This window comes from uncultured Mobiluncus sp. (assembly GCF_947254095.1).
In the GTDB taxonomy this organism is placed as follows: domain Bacteria; phylum Actinomycetota; class Actinomycetes; order Actinomycetales; family Actinomycetaceae; genus Mobiluncus.
The window spans coordinates 116,721-140,790 of the sequence record NZ_CAMYBV010000002.1; the positions used below are offsets into that span (position 1 = coordinate 116,721).

A 24,070-nucleotide genomic window follows, 5' to 3' on the forward strand; every position below is an offset into this window, starting at 1 on the left:
GGCGTTGACACGGCAGTCGTTGTCGAGGGGACAGGCCTCGGTTCTCTGTGTGTGAGTGTGCTCAGAAGAGGGTAATCGTCACCGTGGAGCCGACTTTTGCCTGGGTACCGGCACCAGGGTTGGAGTTCAAAACCCGCTTAGAATCCCCGAAAGTCCGTTTCACGTTCACCGTAAACCCGGCGGATTCCAGGGCGGCGCGGGCATCGCTTTCGTTTTTGCCGAAAACATTTGGTACCGCCACCATTTCCGGGCCTTTAGAAACCACCAAGGCCACCTGATCCAGTCGGTGAACTGTGGTGTTGGGAGCCACGCTTTGGCTGACGACCTTGCCTTTGGGCACACTATCCGAGAAATCTTCCGTGACCTGGGGTTGCAAACCGACCCGGGTCAACTCGTTTTGGGCCTCCTGGCTCGGTTTACCAACCAAATCTGGCATCGAAACGGGTTGGCGGCCCTTTGAAACCGTGAACTTTACCATCGTGTTGTGCGCTACGCTGGCATTCGGAGCCGGGTCTTGCACAGAAACCTGTCCCTGGGGCACTGTGTCGTGGAAGTCCTCGCTGATCTGCGGGGCGTCAAAGCGAGCTTTTTTCACCAGCTCCAGGGCTTCCTCTCGCGTTTTCCCGGTCAAATCGGGCATTGTCAGCATCTCGACGCCCTTGGAGACAAAAATTTTCGCGGTCTGGAAACGCCCCAGCGGTTTACCGGGCGCCGGATTGGTGCGAGCCACGTTACCGGCGGGAACGTTGTCGTCGAACACGTCCACACGTTCAAAAGGCACATCGGCAGTGGTGAGGGACTTGGCGGCGTCCGACCACTGTTGATTGACCACGTCCACCATGGGCCTAAACGAACCCGGTCCCCACATAAAGAACCAGGTCAGGATAGCCGCTAACAGGACTATGGCGCCGATTATTGCCGCAATCACGGGCCCCCGCTTCTTGTGCGGGGTGCCGGTATCGCCGTCAGTGGGCGTAACGGCGGGCGTGGTGGTGGAAGTGGAGTTCAGCGCGGACCCGGCTTTACGTTCCCGGCGGCGCTTCCACCAGGACTTGTGATGTGAGGGAGAACCGGGGGCGCCAGGTAGCGGAACTTCGTTGAGAGTTGGGGTTAGTTCCTGGTCCAAGTCTGCATCGGGGGCGCTGGGTGCCGGTGGGGTGTCCCCGCGCAGTGCCATCTCGGTAGGGTCCAGCTCGGCAATGGTTTGGTTGATCAGTTCCAGAGCGGCGTCCCCGTTCAAAGGCCGTTTGGCTGGGTCGCGGGTCGTGAGTTTCGCAATCAGGTCGTCGACTGGCTGGGGTACCCAAGGCTCGGTTTCTTTGATGTGTGGAACGTCTTGGTTCACGTGGGCGTAAGCAATCTGGATAGGAGAATCACCGGAGAACGGGGGAACTCCAGCCAAGAGCTCAAAAAGCATGATGCCGGTCGCGTAAACGTCCACGCGGGAATCCGCGGCGGCCCCCGAGACGGTCTCGGGAGACAGGTACGCTACCGTCCCCAAGATTGAGCCGGTGGTGGCAGCGGTGACTTCGGAGGCGGCGCGCGCCAAACCAAAATCGGCGACCTTTACCTGGCCGGGTTCCGGCAACAGCACGTTTTCTGGCTTCACATCGCGGTGAATCAGCCCGGAGCGGTGGGCGGCGGCCAGGGCTTGGAGGATTTCTTTGGTGATTTTGAGGGCTTCGCCTACCGGCAGGCACCCCTGCGAACGCAGGTAAGTACGCAGGTTAGGGCCCTTTACCAGTTCCATCACCAGGTAGCTAGAGCCCTGGGCGCTGCCCTGGTCATACACCGCGACCACACCGGGATGGGTCAGCTTAGCTGCCGCTCGAGCCTCGCGGCGGAACCGGGCCACAAAGTCCGCGGACTCCGCTAGGTGGGGATACATAATTTTCAAAGCTACCGGCCGGTCCAGGCGCGTGTCTCGTGCCCGGTACACGGTAGCCATCCCGCCGCGGGCAATTCGTTTTTCGATGACATAACGGGCATCAATAGTCTGTCCCACCAAGCGATCCGGCGGATTCTGCGGAACCTGAGGAGCTGCGGGAGTGGACTGGGCAGGCGGGAAAGAATCGGGCATATTGCCGTTAGAGTGACGTCCCGTGGAAGTTGGTTTTGGCGCCGGCACCGCGGTCGTGGCTCCGGTACCGTCAAAATTTTCCTTTTCTGCGTCACTCACGCCCAAAAGTCTAGGTTAAATTGCTCGGTATTTCTGTGTCCCTCCCCGTGATGCGTCGCTTTTTGCATTAGTTTTGCATTGTGAGTGAAATCTGGAAGGAATATAACTGGCTGACTATCAATGAAGCGGCGGCTTATCTGGGCGTGGAGGCGAAAGTCATTCGCTCTTGGCTGAAAGATGTATCCCTGCTGGCCCTGGCGTCGCCAGAGGACGGAAAGCTGCGTATTCCCCAGGTTTTCCTGGTGGCTGCAGAGTCTGAAGGGGCTTACCGCGGCCCGCTGGAGGTCTTACGCGGCACGCTGATTCTGTTGCGTGACGGCGGATTCAGCGATGCCGAAGCGATGAACTGGATACTCAGCGAGGACGACAGCCTGGGGGACACCCCGTTGAACGCGTTGCGGGCGGGACGCAAGAAAGCTGTGCGCCGCGTGGCGGGAGCCTTAGCTCTCTAGTTGGCGCGGTTCACCAGGGAGGACCCGAAAGCCGCGAGCTGCCGTTTCACTTCCGTGTCGCACGGCATGGCGTCAAGGTATCTCTGTGATTGTTCCAGATGCTCATTCATCAGGTCGGAAATGGCGCGTCGTGCTCCGGAACCGGTGATGATGGCGCAAATGTTGTCAATGATAGGCGGAGTTAAGTCCGGCGCCCCCCAGTAGCGCATCAAGTAATCCCGTCCCTGATCGTCTGTCATTTCCCAAGCGAGGGCGAGTTGTACCGTGCGTTTGCCAGAACGAATATCATCGCCGGCCGGTTTTCCGGTCAGTTCTTGATCGCCAAAAATTCCCAAATCATCATCGCGCAACTGGTAAGCCACACCCAAGGGAGTGGCGAACCCCTCCAACTGTTCTATCAGGGAATCGCTGGCCCCCCGCAGCGCGGCCCCCAGCAACAGCGGTATCACCACTGAGTAACGCGCGGTCTTGTGCTTGATAATCTCCATAGCGTCTTCTTGGCGCGGCGGCAGATTGGGCGAAATCTCGCGAGTTTCAGCGGAAAGGTCGAGAAACTGTCCATAAGCAACTTCAGCTTGCATAGAGACATAAAAATCGCAGGCCCTCTGGGAATTCTCATTAGAGAGCGTGCTGATGGACTTGGAGAAGTAAGAGTTTGCTGCCGCATAGAGCAAATCGCCCCAGAGAATGGCCGCAAACTCGCCGAAGCGAGGTCCGCCCGAGAGCAGAGAAGTCATAAACGCGATTTGTGCTGAGGGCAGGCCGCGGCGTTTCATCGCTTCATCGATGATGTCGTCATGAACTAGGGCCGAAGCCTGGAACAGTTCGAGGCTGGCGCCCAAGTCCAGAAGTTGGTCGGGAATCTCGTCGGATTTGAGGGGGCCAGCGGCGCTAATCCACCCCATGTAGGCGGCGATAGCCCGAAAACGTTTGCCGCGGTTCAGCAATCCGATAGTGGGTGCGGAAAACTCGTCAAGCTGCGTGGTGGTGAGGGCTTTGCTGGTGCAATATTTCCACGGTTCAGCTAGGCGGGCGCCGACACCGGAGCGCACTTCAGCTATCAGGGAAATTTCCTCGAGCATGACCTAAATTTACCATGTCACAGGGAATTTTGTTAGTATGAAATTATAATTGTGCCTTGTACGTTTTGAAACAATCCCTCAATGCGAAAGGTTCTCGGTGTCTACCAGCAAAAAGACCATTGAAAATCAAGGCGAAACCACCTCTGTAACCACTCGTAAGACTGCCAGTAAGGCGGCAGCGGGCACCAAGACTGGTTCCACCACTCGGAAAGCTGCCACCAAGTCTGCGGCGGCGAAAAAAACTTCGACGAGTACGAAAACTTCAAGCAAATCTTCGGTGAAGACCAAAGCCGCAGCCAGCACCAAGAGCGCGGCAAAGACCACTAAGGCGACCGCGAAGACGAGTGCCAAGACTACAGCGCCAAAGACTGCCAAGACTACGGCGAAAACGACCACCCGGACTTCTGTGAAAGCGACAACCGGAACCACCGCGAAGGCTGGCACGAAAACTTCCGCTAAGACCACCGCGAAGACGACCACCCGGACTTCTGCGAAAGCACCCGCCAAGGCCACTACAAAAACCACGGCAAAAACTGGTGGGAAAACCGCTGCCAAGACGAAACCGGCTGCGGCGGCTGAAAAAACCCCGGCACGTAAGCCTCGGGCCACCAAGGCCAGCGCCAAACCGGCTAGCAAGGGCACGAAGAGCGGGAAATCGGCAAAGGATCAGGAACTGCTCGAAGATTCCTTGGAATCGCTGGCACCCGACGCTGAGAACGAAGCCGACATCGAGGACGAATCCGATGAAAAGGAAAGCGAGCCGGACGAAGGCGAACTGGAAGACACCGAAATCGACGATGAGGACTTGGAAAACCTAGAGGGCGACGACGAAGACTCAGACGACGCCGAGGAATCCGAGGAAACGGAAGACGCTGAGGAATCTGAGGACGGCGAGGACGATGATTCCCGCGGGGAAAAGTCGAAAGACAGCGAAACCAAGTCGGGCGCTAAAGCCAAGGCTTCGACCAGCGCGGAGTACACGCTTTCAGAGAAGGACGACACGGACGAACCGGCTCAAAAAGTAACCGTGGCCGGGGCGACTTCTGACCCGGTAAAGGACTACTTAAAGCAAATCGGTAAGGTCGCGCTGCTGAACGCGGAACAGGAAGTGGACCTGTCCAAGCGGATTGAGGCCGGGCTGTACGCCGACCACCTGCTGAAAACCAGCCAGGAAACCATGACTCCGAAACAGATTCGGGAACTGCACTACGTGGTTCAAGACGGGCAAATGGCAAAGAATCACCTGCTGGAGGCGAACCTGCGGCTGGTGGTAGCCCTGGCAAAGAAATATACCGGGCGCGGTATGTTGTTCCTTGACTTGATTCAAGAGGGCAACCTGGGTCTGATTCGCGCGGTGGAAAAGTTCGATTATTCCAAAGGGTATAAATTCTCGACCTATGCCACCTGGTGGATTCGACAGGCCATCACCCGTGCCATGGCGGATCAGGCGCGCACCATCCGGATCCCCGTACACATGGTGGAAGTCATTAATAAGCTGGCCCGTGTCCAGCGCCAAATGCTGCAGGATTTGGGACGCGAACCCACCCCGGACGAACTGGCGCAAGAGCTCGAGATGACCCCGGAAAAGGTCGTGGAAGTCCAGAAATACGGTCGCGAGCCGATTTCGTTGCACACCCCGCTGGGTGAGGACGGCGACTCCGAATTCGGGGATTTGATTGAAGATTCCGAAGCGGTGGTTCCCGCCGACGCGGTCAGCTTCATGATGCTCCAAGAACAGTTGCAGCGCGTTTTGGACACCTTGAGTGAGCGTGAATCTGGCGTTATTGCCATGCGTTTCGGCCTCAAAGACGGCCAACCGAAGACCTTGGACGAAATCGGGCGCCGCTACGGGGTCACTCGCGAGCGTATCCGCCAGATCGAGGCCAAGACAATGTCCAAGCTGCGCCACCCGGCGCGGTCCCAATCTTTGCGTGATTACTTGAACTAATAGCGACCTGTGCCATCCTGGTTCGGGTTGTGTTTGTGGATAAAGGGTGGGATTTGGGGGGTAGCTGCCATTATTGGCAGCTACAGCCCAAATCTCCCTAGTTATCCACGCTGACGGTGCCCTGAGCTTCTCTAAAGAGTTGGGATAAAAACTATTTAAACGCGTCGGTGTGCCATATATGGCACACCGACGCGAATTAATAGGTTTAAGCGTGCTGGTCGGGAACCTCGGGGTGTAAAACTGGGCGAATGTGGTGGTGGGTGGTGTGCGGGTGGGCGCTTCGTCGCGGGGGGTGCTCGCGAGAGGCGGTAGGGGGAGTGCCCCCTCGCGTTTTGCGCGACTATTGTCGCAAAACGCTCACCGGTCTCTCGCTGAGTCGCCCCCTGCTCCGGTCGCGCCCGACGCCCTGGTTCGGCATGCGTGTGGTGGTGTTCGCTGGTGGTGAACAGCGTGCGGGGGGGGGTGTTAATGGAAGGATTAATGTGTTGTGCCGCTGTGTGCAGTAGCTATGGGTCTACTGGGCGGGCGGCTGTGATTTTTCTGGTTTCTTTTGGAAAGGATATGGCGTGATGCGTTTACGCAGTTTTGTGGCTGGGGCGGTTTCGCTGGTGTTGGTGGGTTCCTTGTCTGTGGGAGCCTATGGCTTGTGCCGGAATTTGGAAAAAGGCCGGATTTATGGTGCAAATCGGGTGGAGACTTCGATTGCGATAACGAAAGCGGCTTTCCCGGGTCAGGCGCAGAGTGTGTATTTGGCGCGGATGGATGTGTTTGCTGATGCTCTGGCTGGTGGGGCTTTGATGGATGGTCCGGTGTTGTTGGTGCCACGTGATGGTCAAGTGCCTGGGAATGTAGCGGTGGAGATTAAGCGTTTGAATCCGAAGCGGGTCGTGGCTTTGGGTGGTCCGGCGTCGGTGTCGGAGCAGATGCTGGCCTCAGCGGCTGGTGGTCGTGAGACTGGGCGTCTGGGTGGCGCTGACCGGGTGGAGACTTCCATCAAGATTGCTACTAAACGGGCGGAGCAGGCTCCGGTAACGGAGGTGTATGTGGCTGATGGTAAGGGTGCTAGTGGTCAGGGTTCCCCAGATCCTTTGGCTGGTGGTTCGCTGACTAAGGGCGGGATTTATATTTATATGCCGGGTTCTGAGTTGCGTTTGAAGCAGGCTATTGACCAGGTGAATGCGCCTAAGGTGATGGCTTTGGGTGGCCCGGCGTCGGTGTCGGAGCAGCATTTGTACGAGATGGCAGGTGACCGTGAGACTGGGCGTTTGTCGGGGGTGGATTGTTATGCGACGGCGAGTATTATTGCTCGGGCGGCTTTCCCGGAGGGTGCCGAGGTGGCGTATATAGCTAATAGCGAGAATTATGCTGATGCGGTGTCGGGTGGTTCCTTGAAAGATGGGCCGCTGCTACTGGTGCCGAGCTCGGGGGTGGTGCCGGAGTCAGTAAAGAACGCGGTTATCGGTTTGAGTGCTAAGAAGGTCGTGGCTCTGGGCGGCCCCGCAGCTATCTCTGAGGATGTCCTCGACCAGGCCGCGCTACGCAAGAACTGTGGAGTTGGTCTCAGAGTCACCCAAGACCAGGTTCGCCAAGCCCTCATCGACAAGATTAACGCTAATACTAGGGGATACGCGCCGGGCAAGCCCTTGAAGAAATACTCCCAGTGGCTAGAAACCAAAGCCCAGGGCATGTTCGACGATTCCTACTGGAGTGACGTCTATCCCTTGACTAAGTATTATGCGGATAATGCCTACAACCGAGCCTTCCAACGTCTAGCGGTACTTAGAGGTTCGAGTGGAGTTTGTGGGAAAGTTTTTGAAGGCTACGGTAGGATTGACACTTCAGACTGTTTCGATTCGGCTGCCTGCGTGATTGACCATATTCGCAATGCGGATATTTTCCTGCCCCACCGGGGACGTACCACCTTAGATGGAAGTTGTGTGGATACTTTTGAGGGATCCTCGCTGGCGACGGATTCGAATACCGAGTATGGCATAGCGGTGGAAATCACCCCGAACCAGGTGCGCTACGCCTGGAAGGCGGAGTGAGGATCCCCACAGTCAGCGGCAAAAACGCTTGAGAACTGCTACGCCGGTGCCGGCCGATACTCACCCTGGGTGTCGGTCGGCACCTCATGAACCTATCCCGGTACAATCACGTGGCTGAACCTAGCCTGGCGTGGTTATCGGGAGCGACCAGTCCCGCTGTCACGCGCCCAACAGTGCCAGGGGGATGACGTGAATCCCATCGCGACGGGTATAGGCCTCAGCGCCGGCGCTGATAACCGCGCAGCTGCGCAGTTGCGTGTCGAGTTTATCGCGCAGCCACAGCAGGTGACGGCAGTCATCGCTGGTGATGTCCGTTTTCAGTTTGACTTCGAAAGCGAGGGTGCGTTTACCTGCGCCGCGCAGTAGTAGATCGATTTCGTGATCCCCGTTTTGGGTGCGCAAGTGATAGGCTCGCAGCCCGTGCACCTGACCCGCGACCCGCAGCGTCAAGACCGCCAAGGCCTCGAACAGGCGTGGTCCCATTACCGGGTCGTCGCGTAAAGCCTCGGCATCCAGATCCAGCAAGCTGGCCGCCAGGGCTGGATCCGCCAGCTGGTGTTTGGGGCTTTTCGCCAGGCGGGTTATCGGATTCGCGGTCAAATCCCAAGCCGGAACCGGGTCTAGGATCCAAATCCGGGTCAGGAAATCCCGATAAGCTAAGGCGGTGTTTTTTGCCGGCTTGTCGGCTTCACCCGGGGTTGCGGCTTTCAGGATTTCCCCATACCCGGTGGTGGTGGAACTCGCCGCCGCGTATGCCCGCATCCAGGCTTGCAGTCGCCCGGGGCTGCGCAGGTTATACCCGGCCTCAGGAGCATCACGATCCACAATCGCCTGGAGATATGCTCGCAATTGTTTGCTGCGATACGGTGCGGGCAGGGTGGTAATGCGGGGGAACCCGGAGGCGCAAATCGCCTCGGCGTAGTCCCCCCACTGCCAAGTGGTTGCCCCGCTTACTTTTTCTTGCGGGTTCATGAGTAGCTTGCCGAGATTGACTTGCACTTCGTGAACTCCCCGCTCGAATAGGCTCATGGGGTGCATCCGCAGGGTGGTGACCCGCCCCGCTCCGGTGTGTGTGCCCGAGGAATCCTTGATCAGCGCCGAGCCGGTCAGCAGGAACGAACCTGGGGCGTATTCGCGGTCTACTTCACGGCGCACCAGGTCGAATACCTCGGGCAGACGCTGCCATTCGTCGATTAGCACCGGGCGGGTGTCCGCTAGCAAACGCGAGGGCTGGGCTTCCAGGAGCGACTGTTGCCCGGGTGCGTCCAGTAACCACGAGGTTTTGGCGTAACGCAGGGCGGTGGAGGTTTTACCCACCGCGCGTGGTCCTTGAATACAGATTGCCGGCAGGTGCGCCAGCATTCCCGGCAACACCCCGTCCAGGGCACGTTCTAAATACTGCATAAACCCTATGATATCAGGGATTGTGTGATTCTATTGACCAAATCGCATGGCAGATACTGACCTAATCGCAGATATTCTATTGGGTAAATCGCAGGTTTTTCTCTGGTTGCAGGTTCATGAGGTGCTGGTCTGGAATACATGACAGAAGATTTGGGTGAGCGCTACCCGGCATGGTACATGTCCACTTTTAGGGATCCATGACACATTTTGTTTTCCCGTTTGGGTGAGAAAAAGTCGGGGCGGGGGTAGCGTAGTTGCTGAGTTCGTTGGTTTCTGGCTGGGTTCCGGGTTCATGAGGGGCTAGCCGGGTTCCATAGTTTTTTCGATAAGGAGGATTTTGATGACGCGTAGACGCGTGATAACAGGCTTAGTGGCTGGTGGGGCTGGTTGCGGCTGGTTCCATGCTTGGTTTGGCTGGTGTGTCAGTAGTACCGGCGGTGGCTGGTGAGTTGGCTCATGAGCGTTTGGCTGGCCCGTCTGGGGTGGAGACATCTTTGGCGGTGGCGAAGCATACGTGGGGGAGCGCGTGGCCGGTGGTGTATGTGGCGTCTAATCGTAACCCGGTGGATGCGCTACCAGCGGCGACTATTGGGGACGGCCCGGTGGTGTTGACTGATGGTAAGAGTCTGAATCTGGGTGGGGTGAAACCCGGCAAGATTGTGTTGCTTGGTGGCGTGGGTGCGGTGCCGCAGGCTATTGAGGACCAGGCGAAAGCCAGCGGTGTGGAAGTGGTTCGTTTGGCGGGGGCGGATCGTAATGCTACGGCGGGGGCTATCGCTAAACAGTGGGTGAAGGTTAACGGTACCCCGAAGAATGTGTATGTGACGAAGAATGTGGGTTCGGGTTCTCCTGACGCGGTCGCAGCGAGTGTGTTGCGTGATGGCCCGATTTTGACGTTTACGAATGATGCTTCCGCGGCAGCGTTGCCGGGGGTTGTTTCCGAACTGAAAGCTCCCAAGGTTACCGCCCTGGGGGGTACGGCTGTTGTGCCGGATAGTGTGTTGAACATGGCTGCTGGTGGGAAAGCGACGGCTCGTTTGGCGGGGGCGAACCGGTATGAGACCGCGTTCACTATCGCTAAGTATGCTAAGGCTCAAAAGTCCGGCAGTGTCGTGTACCTGGCGTCGGGTACCGCGTTGAAAGACGCGATGGTCGCTGGAGCCGCCAAAGACGGAGTTATCCTGCTGAGTCCGGCTAACGGGGAGGGTGTGAAAGCGAAAGCTGACGCCCTGGGTGCTAGCAAACTGATGATTATCGGCGGGACCGGAGTCATGCCCGATGTTACCGTCCAAGCCGCCACCACCGGAGTAATCCCCAAACCGAAACTGGCAGACATGACCCTGGCAGAAATGCGCGCCAACTACCCATTAGCGGGCGAACCCGAGCAGTTACCGAGGGGCAACGCTTCGTATTCGTACTGCCTGAGCGATGGAGACGAATTCCGTGTTTTCTATGATGGTATTGGGCTGCCGATGGTTTTTAAAGCCGAACCTTACACTGGCATGACTCCGCATCGCCTTCTGGATATGTGGCCTTGGAAGTTTGAGGATTTGAGCGACGCGCAACGCTGGTTCACCGATCCGAATTACCGAGATTACGGTGACATGACGGATCCTACGGCTATTTACGGTTTTGGAACGTTCCTTGCAGCCAAACCCAAACCCAACAACGAGGATGCAGATGTCTTTGCTTTATATCCTTCTCAGTGCCGTAAAGGTGCTGAACATCCCGAATGGGCCAAACCCTTCCCCTACGGAAAACGCTTCGAAGGAGGAGGTGTTCCGGGTTTAGCCTATTCCTGTGCCGCTGACTCTACTGGTTTAAAGTGTTTCTATTGGGATGGTGAGAATTCGACCGAAAACAATCCGTACTGGTGGACTGCTATAGCTTAGCCGCATCTGAAACTGGCTGATGGTCAGAAACTCGCATTCCTGACCATGTTGGGGGTGTCTGCTGCAAGGCAGACACCCCCAACTTATGCCCAAATTAGCGCTCGAATTACTGCCCGGAGCCCAGCAGCGCTAAACAAAATCTCCGCGCGGTCTTCGGTGCGGTGCCAGCCGGTGCGGGCGGCGTTTAGCTCGGGTCAGACTCGCGCAACATCTTGATATGGGGGATATTGTCCTCCAAGTAGGGTTCGGAAATCTGGCGGAACCCGAGGCTTTCATAGAACCCCTGGGCATAGACCTGTCCCTCCAGATAGATGGCCTCAGCGTGGAAACGCTCTTGAGCCACACGTATTCCTGCTTTCATGATTTCAGAACCCAAGCCCTGGCGGCGGCGCGCGGCAATGACGCGGCCGATTGCGACATATTCGCTCTCCACGCCGCGATCCAAGACGCGCAGGTAAGCCAGAATTTCGCCGTCCTGTTCCAGCCACACGTGCAGAGAACCCTCATCGCGCCCATCAATTTCCGGGTAAGGGCAAGCCTGTTCGACCACGAAAACATCCACCCGCAGTTTCAAAATCGCATACAGTTCCGTGTTGCTAAGCTGCGCAAAAGTCTTAACCTTGAGCTCCAAAGGTGACGCCTCCTGTGTCGTGGGTTTCATGCCTTATCGGCCTTTTAGTCTACCAGCGGTTTACGGGGCCACACAGAGCAAAAACCGAGGGCACGGGAGCCAAAAAGCGGGACGCTCGGCAAGGCAACCTGCAGCGCGGCGCCGCTACGCATAGGATATAGCCCGTGGTTACTGCAAAAGATGTCTCGGATTACTCCGCTCACCACCTTTCCGTCTTGGAGGGGCTGGAGGCGGTGCGCAAGCGTCCCGCTATGTATATCGGTTCGACCGACAGGCGCGGACTTATGCACTGCCTGTGGGAAATCATCGATAACTCGGTTGATGAGGCCCTGGCGGGGTTTTGCGACCACATCGAAGTCGTGCTTTATCCCGACCATTCGGCGGAAGTGCGCGACAACGGACGCGGGGTGCCGATAGACGAAGTGCCCGGCACGGGCTTGAGCGGTGTGGAAGTCGTGTACACAAAACTGCACGCGGGCGGCAAATTCGATGCCGGTCTGTACAAGGTCGCGGGAGGCCTGCACGGGGTGGGAGCCTCGGTGGTCAACGCCCTGTCCGCCCGTATGGACGTGGCGGTAGACCGTGGCGGTTACACTCACGGTCTGCAGTTTCGCCGGGGCGAACCCGGGGTGTTCAGTGACACGGCGGAACTGAACCCCAACAACGCTTTCCAACCTTTCGAGCACTCCTCAAAGCTGACGAAACTCGGCAAGGTTAAGAAAGGCACCACCGGGACGCGGGTACGGTTCTGGGCAGATTTTCAGATTTTCCCCAAGGACGTTGACTTCAGTTACGAGGACCTGTCCAACCGGGCGCGCAAAACGTCGTTCTTGGTTCCCGGATTATCCATCACCGTCACCGACCTGCGTGGGGAGGAAACCCTCACCGACACGTTCTTGCACAAGGGCGGTACAGTCGACTTTGTGGACTATCTCGCGCCGGACCGGGCCATCACCGACACTTGGCAGCTACAGGGGAGCGGTACCTTTACGGAAATCGTGCAAGTGCCGAACCAGAAAACGGGTCACCTGGAACCCAAAGAGATGGAACGCACCTGCGAGGTCGACGTGGCACTGCGGTGGGGAGTGGGCTACGACACCGTGGAACAAAGCTACGTGAACATTATCGAGACCCCGGTCGGCGGTACGCACCTGGCGGGCTTCGAGGCGGGGCTGGTGAAAACCTTGCGCGCGGCAATCCAAGCCAACTCGCGCCGCCTGAAACTGGGCGCTAAAGAATCGAAAATCGAGAAAGAGGACATTCTGGCGGGCATGACCGCCGTCATCACGGTGCGCCTGCCCGAACCCGAATTCGAGGGGCAAACGAAAGAAGCCTTGGGCAGCGCCAAAGTCAAGCCAATCGTGACCAAAGTCGTGACTGAGGGGCTCGAAGCGAAGCTGAACTCCCGGAAACGCGAGGACAAAAACCAAGTTTCCGCACTTCTGGACAAAATCGTGGCCGAGATGCGTTCGCGCCTGTCCGCCCGACTGTCCAAAGAGATTACGCGGCGGAAAAACGCGCTGGAAACCTCGACTCTCCCGACGAAACTTGTGGATTGTCGCAGCGACGACGTAGAGAAATCCGAGCTGTTCATTGTGGAGGGCGATTCCGCGCTCGGTACCGCGAAAGCCGCCCGGAACTCCGAATTTCAAGCCCTGTTCCCGATTCGCGGAAAAATCCTCAACGTGCAAAAGACCGGAACCGCCCAGATGCTGGCGAACGCGGAGTGCGCGGCGATTATCCAGGTGCTTGGGGCCGGGTCGGGGCGGACTTTCGACATTTCACAAGCCCGGTACGGCAAAGTCATCATGATGACGGATGCGGACGTGGACGGGGCGCATATCCGCACGCTGCTGTTGACCCTGTTCTTCCGCTATATGCGGCCCATGATTGCTGCAGGCCGGGTTTTTGCGGCCGTTCCGCCGCTGCACCGGATTCAGGTCAACGCGAAAGGCAAGACGCCGGGCGAGTTCCGCTACACCTATTCCGAGGACCAGCTGCATAAGGAACTGGGGAAACTGGAGCAGACCGGGCGAACCTATAAGGAACCCATCCAGCGCTACAAGGGTCTGGGCGAAATGGACGCTGACCAGCTGGCGGAAACGACCATGGATCCGCGCCACCGCACGCTGCGGAGAATCCGTTTAAGTGATGAAGCCGCTGTCAACCGGGCGGAAGAAGTCTTTGAGCTATTGATGGGTTCAGCAGTGCCGCCGCGGCGGGAATTCATTATCGAGGGAGCCTCTAAGTTGGACGCCGAGATGATTGACGCCTAGAATCGTCAGATAAGCTCCAGGTTGATATGCGGTTTTTTCACCGGTCACATTAACCAAGCTCACGGCAACGGCTCCTAACAAGCGAGGGAGAGATTTGGCTCAACTTTTTGCTTCCCCAGCCGCTACTCCAGGCATCACCTGGAAACCGCTGGAAGCCGCGCATAAGCGGGACCTGATGCGGCTCATAGTCGATATGGAACGTATCGACAATCCGCCCTATCGTACTTCGCAGGCAGAAGTTGATTCGATTTTTCAATCCGATTTTTGTGGCCTGAGCGCCTGGGACCAAGACTCGCGGATGGTCGCCTACGCCATCGTGCGTGTTGAGGAAACCGATGGAGTCCAGGCCATCTGTTCCGGGGGCGTAGAGACGAGTTGGCGGAATCGCGGAGTCGGTTCCATCATCTTTCAATGGGAAGTTCAAACTGCTCACGCCATGCTGGCGGAAAAGCCGCGACCGGCCCAGATTGTGTGTTTCGTGGACCAAGCAGCGAGTGACGCCGAACCGCAATTGCGAGCCAGCGGTTTTCAGCCCGCCCATACTTACCTGGAACTGCGCCGAGATTTGGCAGCACCGGGGGAACTGGTGGCACCCGGCCAGTATCTGGAAATTATCCCGTGGTCTGCGGATTTCGATGACCATGTGCGCCGGGCTCACAATGAGCTGATGGCCCTGGCGGCAGGTGCTCCCGCCCAAGATCTGCAGACGTGGCAGTCGAACCGGCCCTTCTTTGCTCCCGAATGGTCTTTTATCGCCTTGGACAAGTCCAGCGATGTAGCCGAGGTCGCGGGTTATCTGCTTTCCGCTCGCTACGAGCAGGACTGGGAGGCGATGGGGTTCACTCAAGGCTATACCGAAATCCTGGGAGTCCTGCCCGATTATGCGGAAACCCAGGTCGCCGCGGCACTGCTGTCACACGCCATTGCGGCTTACCAGGAATCGGGAATGCAGTTCGCGGCGGTGGGGTTGGATCAAGAAAACCCGACTGAAGTCGCAAAACTTTATACTGATTTTGGGTATGAAGTTACGGGAGGCTCGACCGAGTGGGTGGTGAATCTGCCTGTCGAGGCGCAGAAGCCCGTGGACTCCTCAATTTTGCGTGAGGAAGTTGCCCAGATGAACCGTCAGTCAGCCGCCGCGCTGCCGACCCGAAAAGGAGAGAAAACAGGGCGTAGGGTTCCCCAAGCCCCGCCGGGAGCGTAATGTATCGCTCTCGGCTTGTTTCCACCAGGCAAAAAAAGAAATATATTAAAATCCGGTATCAACCAAAATAGGCGATATCAGATTTCAAGTTCGAGCCGGAACCGTCGCGGCGTTCGTCCAGTTCCGGCAGTTTGACTGGTTTACCTTTGGCGTCTACGGCATGAATCGGATCCGGACCGACAAAAGCCATATCGAGGGCGTACTCGCCCTTGAGGAAACGCTGCACGCGCACCCCTTGTGCGCCCCGGCCCTTCACGGGATAGCGATCCAGAGGCGTGAGCTTAATGGAGCTTTGGTTTGCTCCGGGCATGGCGTTCATAATGGCGGCAACGGTGGCCACGGTGGTAGCCGCGACCAGCTCATCAGGGACGATTGCCCCGGCAATAACCCGCGTATTTTCTTTCAGGTTCATACCCGCGACCCCGCCCGCGTTGCGCCCTTGGGGGCGAACTTTACTCGCCGGGGTGCGCAGCAGCTGGGCATCAGTCGAAATCATCACGATTTGGGCGTCGTCCGGGCAAGCCCCGGCATAGACCAGCTGGTCAGTGTCTTCCAGGTTGATGATGCTAAACCGGTTTTGGGTGCTGGGATAGTCCGGACGCATCCGCTTCACGATGCCCTGTTCGGTCACCATACCGACCGTTTCGTCTTTATCCAAAGTGAGGATACCGACTACGGTTTCTCCGTCCTCCAATCGTGCTGCGGCTGACAGCTGCGGTGCTCCGTCAAAAGACCAGGGGGGTGCGCTTTCCGCGAGGCTCTCCGCAACGTTGTCCGCGGCACTTGCCGTCTCAGTCGAATCTGTTGACCCGGCAACACCGGAGCTGGCAGAGCCAGCCAGCGGGGACTTTTCCCCCGGAGGAAGATTCAACACGTCCAGGCGCACCACAAAACCCGATGAGGTGACGACCCCAAAGGACCCTCGCGTATGGGTCAAGATAGAGCCGGCGACCGTACTGTTGAATCCCTCTAAGCGTGTCACGGGACCGGTATGCGCCAAGCGGATAGCCCGCCCGTCGGCACCCAGGACAATCCGGCAGGGTACATCGGGAACCTCCAAGGGCACATCCGTAACCGTCATCGCCCCCAAAACCGGCAGCGCGGCGTCTTCGGAAGCCGCCACGGCCGAACCGTCCTCTTCCATCAACACGGTGCGCCGCGGTGTGGACAGTTTTGCCGCGGTTTGGCGCAAATCATTTCGCACCACGTCATGCAGTTTCTCGGTGGACGCCAAAATCTGTTCCAGCTCGGCAATCGCTTGGCGCAGCTCGTCAGCTTCTGCCTCCAGTTCCAGCCGAGAAAACTTGGTCAAACGGCGCAACCGCAACTCGAGGATGAATTCCGCCTGGGCTTCGGACAAATCGAACACCGTCATCAAACGTTGGCGGGCTGCGGCGGAATCATCGGAGGTCCGAATGACCTCGATGACTTCGTCCAGGTTCAGTACGGCGATGAGCAATCCATCGACCAAATGCAGGCGTTCCTGCTTTTTCTTCAATCTGAACTCGCTGCGCCGCCGCGTGACCTCAATGCGGTGATCGACAAATACTTGCAGGGCTGCTTTCAGTCCCAACGTGCGCGGCTGGCCATCGACCAGGGCGACCGTATTAATGCCGAAGGATTCCTGCAGGGGAGTGTACTTGTACAGCGAAGCCAAAACAGCCTCGGGATGAAATCCGTTCTTAACCTCGACCACCAGGCGCATTCCGTGAGTCCGGTCAGATAAATCCTGCCAGCCCGAAACACCCTTGACCTTTCCGGAGCTGACAGTTTCTTTCAGCTTTTCAGCAACCCTTTCGGGACCTACCTGGTAAGGTAGTTCGGTAATGACAATGCCGCGCTTGCGGGCCGTGACCTGCTCGATTGTGGCCCGGGCACGAGTGGTGAAAATTCCTCTCCCGGTTTCGTAGGCTTCGCGGATTCCGTCCAAGCCCACAATAATTCCACCGCCGGGAAGGTCCGGGCCAGGGCAGTACTTCATGAGTTCCGCGGTATCGGCTTGCGGATGATCCAGCAGGTAGATGGCGGCGTTGATGGTTTCGCCCACATTGTGGGGCGGAATGTTGGTGGCCATGCCCACCGCGATGCCATTCGCGCCGTTGACCAGCAGGTTCGGGAACGCAGCGGGGAGTACCGCGGGCTGGGTGAGCTGATTGTCATAGTTTGGCACAAAGTCAACAACATCCTCGTCCAAATCATCCACCAGAGCTAGGGCGGCGGGAGCCAGTCGAGCCTCCGTGTAGCGCGCCGCAGCGGGACCGTCATCTAGCGAGCCAAAGTTGCCGTGACCATCGATAAGCGGCACGCGCATGGTGAAAGGCTGGGCCAGGCGCACTAGGGCATCGTATATAGCCGAATCCCCATGCGGGTGCAGTTTACCCATCACGTCTCCCACGACGCGTTGCGACTTCACGTGCCCTTTGTCCGGGGTCAGCCCCATTTGTTTCATCTGGAACAGAATGCGGCGCTGGACCGGTTTCAGCCCGTCTTTCGCGTCGGGCAGGGCACGCGCATGAATGACTGAATAGGCATATTCCAGGAACGAGTGCTCCATTTCCTCGTTAATGTCGATGTCTTGGATGTGTTCGAGGGGGGAGTCAGACATGACATCAATTCTTACGATTTTTCCCGCTCTTACGCCGCTTGCCACACCGGCGAGGCCGGAAATGATTGAATGGAAGGGTGAGTGAGACGGAATTTCACACTGAAATCATGGCCGCGGACGATTCTGATTTGCGCCTCGACGCTCTGCTGGTAAGCGAGTTCGAGGCAGCCGGATGGCCCCGTTTACCTCAGGGGCTGCCCTCCTCTCCGAATGCGGCGGGCAACCCCGCCGGCGCCCCAATCGTCCTCGTGTTGATTGACGGACTGGGGTGGTGGAACTTGAACGAATATCTGGGACACGCGCCGAACTTACGTGCCCTGGTGAAGACCGCCGCAGCCTCAGAGCAGCCCTTGACCGGCCGCAGTGTATGCCCCTCCACTACCGCGGCCGCCATCACTTCTACCCTGACCGGCATGGCCCCCGGACGGCACAATATGTTGTCCTACCAGTTGATAGACCCGGTGGCGCAGGCGAAATTCAACTTGATTACTTTCGAGGAGTATCCGGGAGGAGTAGAGGAATTCCAAGCCGAACCGACTTGGTTTGAACGTCTCAGCGCGGCAAAAATTCCGGCTTTTGCGTTGGGGCCGAAAAAATTTATCGGCGGCGGACTGACGCGAGCTGCTCTGCGGGGCGCCACTTACGTGGCTTCGGAAAACTTGGATGCGCGAGCCCGTGACGCCGCAAATGTGTCGAAACAGGGTGGACTGACGTATTTCTATATGGCAGAAGTCGATCATGCCGGACACGGCTACGGAGTGGGGTCTGAGAAGTGGGTGAAGAACCTGGAAAAGGCCGATCGCGCGGTTGGAATCATGCTGGATAGCCTGGCACCTGGTGTGAGGGTCATCATTACCGCGGACCACGGCATGTTGAACACGTCCCCAGAGGCTACCGTGAATTTGGCGAAGACTGCGGCGGCAGATTTCATCGCCGACACCAGCGGAGAGGGGCGAGCCCTGCACGTCCATGCCAAACCGGGATCCGCCGCGGCGCTACAAGTTAGTCTGCAGACGCTGCTGCCCGAAGCCAAAGTGTTGAATCGCAACGAAACTGAGGCGTTATTTGCCTCCTATAACGGCACCGCGGTGCGCCGAACGGAACTGTTGGGCGATGTGGTGGTGTTCGCCGCGGGGACAGGCCAAACCTTGGATTCACGCTTTTTCAAAGAACAGGTGTTCCAGATGAAAGGCTTGCACGGAGGCTTGAGCGAACAGGAAATGCGTGTCCCGATGCTGCGTTATTGCAGCTGAGAATGTCTCAGTCGGTCTTAGAGCCGAATAGAATCTCGTCCCATGAGGGCATGGCGGCACGACCCCGGCGCGTGGTGTGTTTGGCACTATCGGCGGGAGGCTGAGCTGGATTTGGCTGCAAATCCTCCATCCCCGGCAACACACCGTTTTCTGTAGTCCGTGCGGTTGGCTGAGCAGTTTTGGAGGACTGGCGTTTCGCGGTGTCGAGGGGCAAAACATCCGCGTCTGGCTGATCCGAAGCGGCGTCCGGGGCGGGTGCAGCTGGCGGCGCGGTCTCAGCGTCGGGAGCAAACCCGGAGGCGATAGCGGCTTCCATCGCGGAAACGTCGTCCTCTTCGTCCCCGGTCACCACGGAAAGCCGGGTTCCCCGAGCGGCGTTCAACTCATCTAGCAAGGCTTCGGTGGCGCTGGTTTCCGGAGACTGTGCCGGGACAGATTTTGTGGTAGTGCTGGGGGAGGCCTCAGCCTCTGGGTCGAAATCAAAACGGAAATGTCCCCGGTTCAACAGGGCGTCGGAACCGGCGGGGGTGGCGGTCTCGGTCAGCCAGCGCGCTTGTTCGTCCAATGCCGTCAACGTGCGGTTTTCGTGGTCAAAATCCCAGTTCGCCTCCAGCGCTTTGGCATCTTGCACAAACTCCAGGTGGACCAACCAGTTCTCGCCGGGCTGCCGGGTCGCGTCCCAGCTCAGAGATGTGGGGCTAACTCCGCGGGTGGCCAGACGATCAATCACCAGTTCGCCCAAGGCCGGCGCGTCCTTTTCCGGGGAAACACGAGTTTCCCGAGCCTGACGGGCGGCATAGATACGTTCCGCTAAAACTGGGGCTTCATAGCGCTTGACCTGTGCCAAGTCCAGACCGGCACTGGTGGCGACCTCTTGGGCAGAGGCACCGCCGCGAATCAAAGTTTGAATGTCTTTTGGACGTAAGTCCTGAGCGTCAGAGGCAGACAGGGCTGCTACGACTTTTCGGCGCTGCTGGCGCACGATGGAGCGCAGCTCTTCGTCAAGGGGTAAAAGGAAGCGCTCACCGTCTGCGTCAACCAAGACGAGGTGCTCGCTGTCAGTATGAATTCCAAGTAAAGAAAGACTGCGCATATTTCCTCCTAAACTACACATTGCCAAAATCGTAGGCAGTTTTCACGTCAACCCGCCGTAACGTTGCCGAGAGGTCGCAATTTCCTTAAAGTAGTGCTAATATCGCGACGCACCGAAACTATTACTTTTAAGGGAGTGCAATGGCTACCGATTATGATGCCCCGCGCAAGCGAGACGAGGAAAACCCTGAGGAATCTATCGAGGAATTAAAGACTCAGCGAAAAAATTCCGAAGATGCTTCCGTTGATGAGGACGAAAATGAAGCTGCGGATTCCTTCGAGTTGCCTGGTGCGGACCTTTCCAATGAAGAACTCTCAGTTCGGGTAGTCCCTAAGCAAGATGACGAATTTGTGTGTTCGCAATGCTTTATTGTGCATCATGCGTCCCAGCTGGCAGGGATAGAAGACGGCCAGCCGGTGTGCATGGATTGTGCGGGTGTAGCCTGATGGGACTTTTCTCAAAGAAACGCAAAACGGTTAAAGTTTCTCAAGAGGTCGAGGACGATTCCTCTGGTGAGCTGGAGAACCCGTCCCCTAACAGTGAATTAATGGAGAAGCCTGCTAGTGAGCCGGTGCAGGAGCCTGCTAGTGAGCCGGTGGAAGAGCCTGCTAGTGAGCCGGTGGAAGAGCCTGCTAGTGAGCCGGTGGAAGAGCCCGTTAGTGTGCTGGTGCAGAAGCTCGTTCCGACCCCAGCCTTGCCTTACGGCCCGGGGACGAAAGACCAACCCGCAGGCCCACTGGACGTCAAACAACTCTCTGACCATGACACCAATCAGTATGTAAACTTTGGAGTGTTTTTGCTGCCGCAGATTCCCGGGCTGGCGGTTCATCCAGAATCTCCGCTGGACGAAAAAACTTTTGGCTCTCTGACCATGCAGATTGGCAAGGCGGCTGTAGAGCTGCTGGCGGTAGCCGCACCAAAGTCGAAACACTTGTGGCCTGAGCTGCGCGCGCAGGTACGAGGAGAAACTACCGCTGCGGGCAACACTTGCGACGAACGCGAGGGCAGCTTCGGTACGGAACTGTTCGTACAGTTAGCGGCACAAGACGCACAGGGTAACCGGGGGCGCGTGCAGGTTCGTTATTGCGGAGTGGACGGCCCGAACTGGTTTGTGCGCCTGGTCTTTAACGGCATGGTGCAAGCCGGGGATCCTGATTTGCAAGCCTTGGAACAGGCCGTCCGTCAGGTCGTGGTGGTGCGTGGTTCCCGGCCAATGACTCCGCGTACGGTCATTCCCGTGGTTTTGCCTGACGACTTAGCACGTCAGCTGGCGGCTCTGCGCGAGCAGCAGGCCTAGCCGGTGCAGGCAGAGTGAGTTCACCATGTCGCCACGTCAACAGATTACCCGGGTCGGCACCGTGCTTTCCACGTCTTTCCTGTCTCCCACGGACGTACCGTCTTTCCGGATTTGTCTGGAAACTGCCGGGGGATTCATCAACGTGCGCTGGCTGGGGAGGACGGAAGTTCCCGGAGTGACCTTGGGACGCCGCCTGCAAGTGTGCGGAATCCCGTTGCAGGGCGAGGACGGGGTGGAACTCATTAACCCGGATTATCAACTCTTGGGGGCCAAATGAGCGAGGAGAAAGACCAGGAAGCGGTTACGGCAGGGCTCAACGATTTTAAAGATGCCCTGGGTCGAAACATGGGAGGCAGACTGGATGCCGAAGAATTCTCCCTGCGACAAGCAGTAGGAGGGTGGCGTGGCATGGTCGAGTCCATCGGGCCGACGCTGGTTTTTGTGGTGGCGTTTGTGGCTGGCTGGGACGTCATGAAGGCCGGGGCGGTATCGCTCGGGTTTGCCGTGGGTCTGATTATCGCGCGGCTCATTGGGCATTCCTCGATTATGCAGGCGTTTGCGGGGTTCTGGGTCGTCATCATCGGCGTGCTCTGGGCCATGTTCAGCGGCAAAGGCGAGAACTACTTTTTGATGAGCCTGATTATTAATGCGGTATATGCCAGCGTGATTCTGGTGTCGATTCTGGCGCGTTTCCCCGTTATCGGTCTGTTGGTCGGGTGGTTTCGCACCCAAGGTCTGAGCTGGCGGACAGATCCGAGGCTGAAAGCGGATAAACAGGCATACTACGCTGTGACCATCATCTGGCTGGGGGTTTTCCTGCTTCGCCTGGCTGTGAAAACACCCCTCTACCTGGGAGGAAACGTACCCTGGCTGGGGACCTTCCAAATCTTGTTGGGCTTGCCACTATTCGCCTTGGCGCTCTACCTCAGCTGGCTCCTGCTGCGCCGCACCCACGGGAAGTTCCTCGACTCCGGCCTTACCGACGTCGACACCCCCGACACCCTCGACGACGCCCGCTGAATCCGCGGCATCCGCGGCCGGAGCGGCGGTCAAAAGTTTTCCGACTTGGTCTACAGTGTCCTCATTTTGCTCGGGGAACAGGAACATCAACTGATCTGAGGCGTGTAAGCTCGCGACCGCGTCGGGAGCCAGCGCTTTCCCGTCTTGAATAACTGCGGTCAGTAAAACCCCCAAGGGCCACTTCAGTTCGCCCGCTGGCCGGCCCAAAACCGGAGAATCAGCGGAAAGGACTATCGAGAACAATCTGTTGCGGGAGTTAAAGAACCGGAAAATCGGCACTAGGGTACCTACGCTGAGGGCCTCCTCGACCAGGGCAGTCATCATACGGGGGGTGGAAATCGGCACGTCCACGCCCCAAGACTCATTGAACATCCACTCATTCTTAGGATTATTAATCCGACCCACCACCCGAGGCACCCCGAACTGGGTCTTGGCCAGTAGCGCAATCACCAGATTAGCCTGGTCGTTTCCGGTAGTGGCGACGACGACATCGGCTTGTGCCCCGCCCGCTTGTTCCATCGTTTCGGGAGTGGACAAGTCTCCCAGAATCCAGTTCGCCTCCGGCACGGAGGAAACTTTCATCGCCTCGGGGCTGGAGTCAGCGATTGTAACCTGATGACCCCTGGCTAGCAGTTCCCTGGCGATGGAGCGGCCGATTGAGCCCGCCCCGGCAATAACAATCAGCATCATTTCTCCTTGGAATTCCGGGCCAAACGGGAGGCCACCGCTTCGCGCTGAGATTCGGCAACAAAATAAAACAACTCGTCGTTTTCCTGTAACACGGTCGAGGCTTCAACCATCAACACTTTAGAAAACCGCAGCACATAGGCGGCCCGAATCTCCAGTTCAGCCTCTAAAGCGGAAACCTTGTGACCGACCCAGCTGGGCCCCACGGGTACACGACACAGGCTCAAGCGCCCGGTTTCCTCGGTAAACACGACATCCGGGGGCAGCGGCAACACCCGAGCCAGCAACAACGCGGTGGTGCGATCCACGGAACCGACGGTGGGGATACCCAGCCGTTCATAAACCTCGGCGCGGCGCGGGTCAGATATGCGTGCCACCACTTTCTTTACGTGATAAATCTCGCGAGCCACGCGAGCCGCCAAGATATTAGCGTTGTCATCATCAGCCACCGCCGCAAAAGCGTAGGCGTCCTCAATCCCGGCCTGCAGCTGAGTGTTGCGGTCGTACCCTTCACCAGTCAGCTTTTGCCCTTGGAAATTTTTGTACAGCCGACGGAAAGATTCCGTGTTGTTGTCGATAATCGCCAGGGTGTGCCCCCGGTCCTCAATCGCTTTCGCCAGCGTGATTCCGACGCGGCCACAGCCCATGATTACAAAATGCACTCTTAAAACATAACCTGAAAGCCACAAATTCGGCTACATTTCACGGGTTAGGGAGGGAAATTCTTTCCGGTTTCAATCCGAGCGGCTAAAGTTGAGACGTGCTGAAGAATCTTACTCCCCGTCAGGGTTGGCTGGAGACTTTTACCCAGCTGGCATTCTTCGCGCCGAAATTTTGGTTTCCCGCCCTCATTGCGGCATCGGTTTTTCCATCGTTGATTGCGTATTCGGGGCCGATTTTTTCGGCGGTAGCCCTGTGGATTGTGGCGTTTGTCCTGATAGCCGGGCTGATAACAACGCTGGCCCACGGGTATTCCCTGGGACAAACCCACCGTTTAGATTC

The 24,070-nt window shown here is 57.8% G+C and carries 19 protein-coding genes and 1 pseudogene; 12 read left to right on the forward strand and 8 right to left on the reverse strand.

The annotated features are described in order from the left end of the window. Positions 1-61: 61 nt before the first annotated feature. Positions 62-2,080 (reverse strand): Stk1 family PASTA domain-containing Ser/Thr kinase, encoded by a 2,019-nt coding sequence (pknB, locus tag Q0X47_RS01245; RefSeq protein WP_367178272.1) that lies wholly within the window; start codon positions 2,078-2,080, stop codon positions 62-64. 179 nt (positions 2,081-2,259) lie between these two features. Between pknB and Q0X47_RS01250 the strand changes: the two genes are divergently transcribed. Next, positions 2,260-2,631, forward strand: coding sequence for an Rv2175c family DNA-binding protein (locus tag Q0X47_RS01250; protein WP_297721831.1), 372 nt, complete (start codon positions 2,260-2,262; stop codon positions 2,629-2,631). Here the strand turns inward: Q0X47_RS01250 and Q0X47_RS01255 are convergent. Then, on the reverse strand, positions 2,628-3,713 hold the full coding sequence (locus Q0X47_RS01255) for a polyprenyl synthetase family protein (RefSeq protein WP_297721834.1): 1,086 nt from the start codon (positions 3,711-3,713) through the stop codon (positions 2,628-2,630). The two genes, Q0X47_RS01250 and Q0X47_RS01255, sit on opposite strands and share 4 nt — an antisense overlap. A gap of 97 nt (positions 3,714-3,810) precedes the next feature. On the opposite strand from Q0X47_RS01255, the gene Q0X47_RS01260 reads away from it, so the two are divergent. After that, the gene (locus tag Q0X47_RS01260; RefSeq protein ID WP_297721837.1) at positions 3,811-5,661 is read left to right on the forward strand and encodes an RNA polymerase sigma factor; all 1,851 of its coding nucleotides are present in this window, start codon (positions 3,811-3,813) and stop codon (positions 5,659-5,661) included. A gap of 569 nt (positions 5,662-6,230) precedes the next feature. Then, complete coding sequence (locus tag Q0X47_RS01265; protein WP_297721895.1) at positions 6,231-7,706, forward strand: cell wall-binding repeat-containing protein; 1,476 nt, start codon at positions 6,231-6,233, stop codon at positions 7,704-7,706. Between the two features lie 159 nt (positions 7,707-7,865). Here the strand turns inward: Q0X47_RS01265 and Q0X47_RS01270 are convergent, their stop codons facing one another. Next, the gene (locus tag Q0X47_RS01270; protein WP_297721840.1) at positions 7,866-9,110 is read right to left on the reverse strand and encodes an ATP-binding protein; all 1,245 of its coding nucleotides are present in this window, start codon (positions 9,108-9,110) and stop codon (positions 7,866-7,868) included. Between the two features lie 401 nt (positions 9,111-9,511). Between Q0X47_RS01270 and Q0X47_RS01275 the strand changes: the two genes are divergently transcribed. Further along, positions 9,512-11,002 (forward strand): cell wall-binding repeat-containing protein, encoded by a 1,491-nt coding sequence (locus Q0X47_RS01275; protein WP_367178273.1) that lies wholly within the window; start codon positions 9,512-9,514, stop codon positions 11,000-11,002. A 184-nt stretch (positions 11,003-11,186) separates the two neighbouring features. On the opposite strand, the gene Q0X47_RS01280 is transcribed toward Q0X47_RS01275, so the two are convergent. Beyond that, a complete protein-coding gene (locus Q0X47_RS01280; protein ID WP_297721846.1) occupies positions 11,187-11,663 on the reverse strand; it encodes a GNAT family N-acetyltransferase in 477 nt (158 codons plus the stop codon). A 134-nt stretch (positions 11,664-11,797) separates the two neighbouring features. Between Q0X47_RS01280 and Q0X47_RS01285 the strand changes: the two genes are divergently transcribed. Both Q0X47_RS01285 and Q0X47_RS01290 read left to right on the forward strand, forming a co-directional pair. Then, the gene (locus Q0X47_RS01285) at positions 11,798-13,909 is read left to right on the forward strand and encodes a type IIA DNA topoisomerase subunit B (RefSeq protein ID WP_297721848.1); all 2,112 of its coding nucleotides are present in this window, start codon (positions 11,798-11,800) and stop codon (positions 13,907-13,909) included. 94 nt (positions 13,910-14,003) lie between these two features. Further along, entirely contained in the window at positions 14,004-15,113 is a 1,110-nt protein-coding gene (locus Q0X47_RS01290; protein WP_297721852.1) for an N-acetyltransferase, read from the forward strand. A gap of 58 nt (positions 15,114-15,171) precedes the next feature. On the opposite strand, the gene Q0X47_RS01295 is transcribed toward Q0X47_RS01290, so the two are convergent. Beyond that, positions 15,172-17,718, reverse strand: a complete 2,547-nt coding sequence (locus Q0X47_RS01295; protein WP_297721854.1) for a DNA topoisomerase (ATP-hydrolyzing) subunit A — start codon at positions 17,716-17,718, stop codon at positions 15,172-15,174. Between the two features lie 77 nt (positions 17,719-17,795). Between Q0X47_RS01295 and Q0X47_RS01300 the strand changes: the two genes are divergently transcribed. Continuing rightward, positions 17,796-18,971 (forward strand): alkaline phosphatase family protein, encoded by a 1,176-nt coding sequence (locus Q0X47_RS01300; RefSeq protein WP_297721858.1) that lies wholly within the window; start codon positions 17,796-17,798, stop codon positions 18,969-18,971. 7 nt (positions 18,972-18,978) lie between these two features. On the opposite strand, the gene sepH is transcribed toward Q0X47_RS01300, so the two are convergent. Next, positions 18,979-20,064 carry a septation protein SepH gene (gene sepH / locus Q0X47_RS01305; protein ID WP_297721861.1) on the reverse strand — a complete coding sequence of 362 codons (1,086 nt, stop codon included), beginning with the start codon at positions 20,062-20,064 and terminating at the stop codon, positions 18,979-18,981. Between the two features lie 140 nt (positions 20,065-20,204). Here sepH and Q0X47_RS01310 point away from each other — a divergent pair, with 140 nt between their 5' ends. From Q0X47_RS01310 to Q0X47_RS01325, 4 genes are read left to right on the forward strand one after another with little or no spacing between them, the layout of a single operon-like run. Continuing rightward, positions 20,205-20,510, forward strand: coding sequence for a DUF4193 domain-containing protein (locus tag Q0X47_RS01310; RefSeq protein WP_297721864.1), 306 nt, complete (start codon positions 20,205-20,207; stop codon positions 20,508-20,510). Continuing rightward, positions 20,510-21,361, forward strand: a complete 852-nt coding sequence (locus Q0X47_RS01315) for a DUF3710 domain-containing protein (protein WP_297721867.1) — start codon at positions 20,510-20,512, stop codon at positions 21,359-21,361. The genes Q0X47_RS01310 and Q0X47_RS01315 overlap by 1 nt, the downstream gene beginning before the upstream one ends. Before the next feature lie 25 nt (positions 21,362-21,386). Next, on the forward strand, positions 21,387-21,638 hold the full coding sequence (locus Q0X47_RS01320; RefSeq protein WP_297721870.1) for a hypothetical protein: 252 nt from the start codon (positions 21,387-21,389) through the stop codon (positions 21,636-21,638). Beyond that, positions 21,635-22,381, forward strand: coding sequence for a DUF3159 domain-containing protein (locus tag Q0X47_RS01325; RefSeq protein ID WP_297721873.1), 747 nt, complete (start codon positions 21,635-21,637; stop codon positions 22,379-22,381). Before Q0X47_RS01320 ends, Q0X47_RS01325 begins: the two co-directional genes overlap by 4 nt. Here Q0X47_RS01325 and Q0X47_RS01330 read toward each other — a convergent pair. Together Q0X47_RS01330 and Q0X47_RS01335 are read right to left on the reverse strand one after the other, a co-directional pair. Continuing rightward, a complete protein-coding gene (locus tag Q0X47_RS01330; protein ID WP_297721876.1) occupies positions 22,265-23,071 on the reverse strand; it encodes a TrkA family potassium uptake protein in 807 nt (268 codons plus the stop codon). The two genes, Q0X47_RS01325 and Q0X47_RS01330, sit on opposite strands and share 117 nt — an antisense overlap. Next, complete coding sequence (locus Q0X47_RS01335; RefSeq protein WP_297721878.1) at positions 23,068-23,730, reverse strand: TrkA family potassium uptake protein; 663 nt, start codon at positions 23,728-23,730, stop codon at positions 23,068-23,070. Before Q0X47_RS01335 ends, Q0X47_RS01330 begins: the two co-directional genes overlap by 4 nt. Positions 23,731-23,828: 98 nt before the next feature. Between Q0X47_RS01335 and Q0X47_RS01340 the strand changes: the two are divergent. After that, positions 23,829-24,070 (forward strand): annotated as a pseudogene (locus Q0X47_RS01340) (amino acid transporter); the annotation flags it as partial.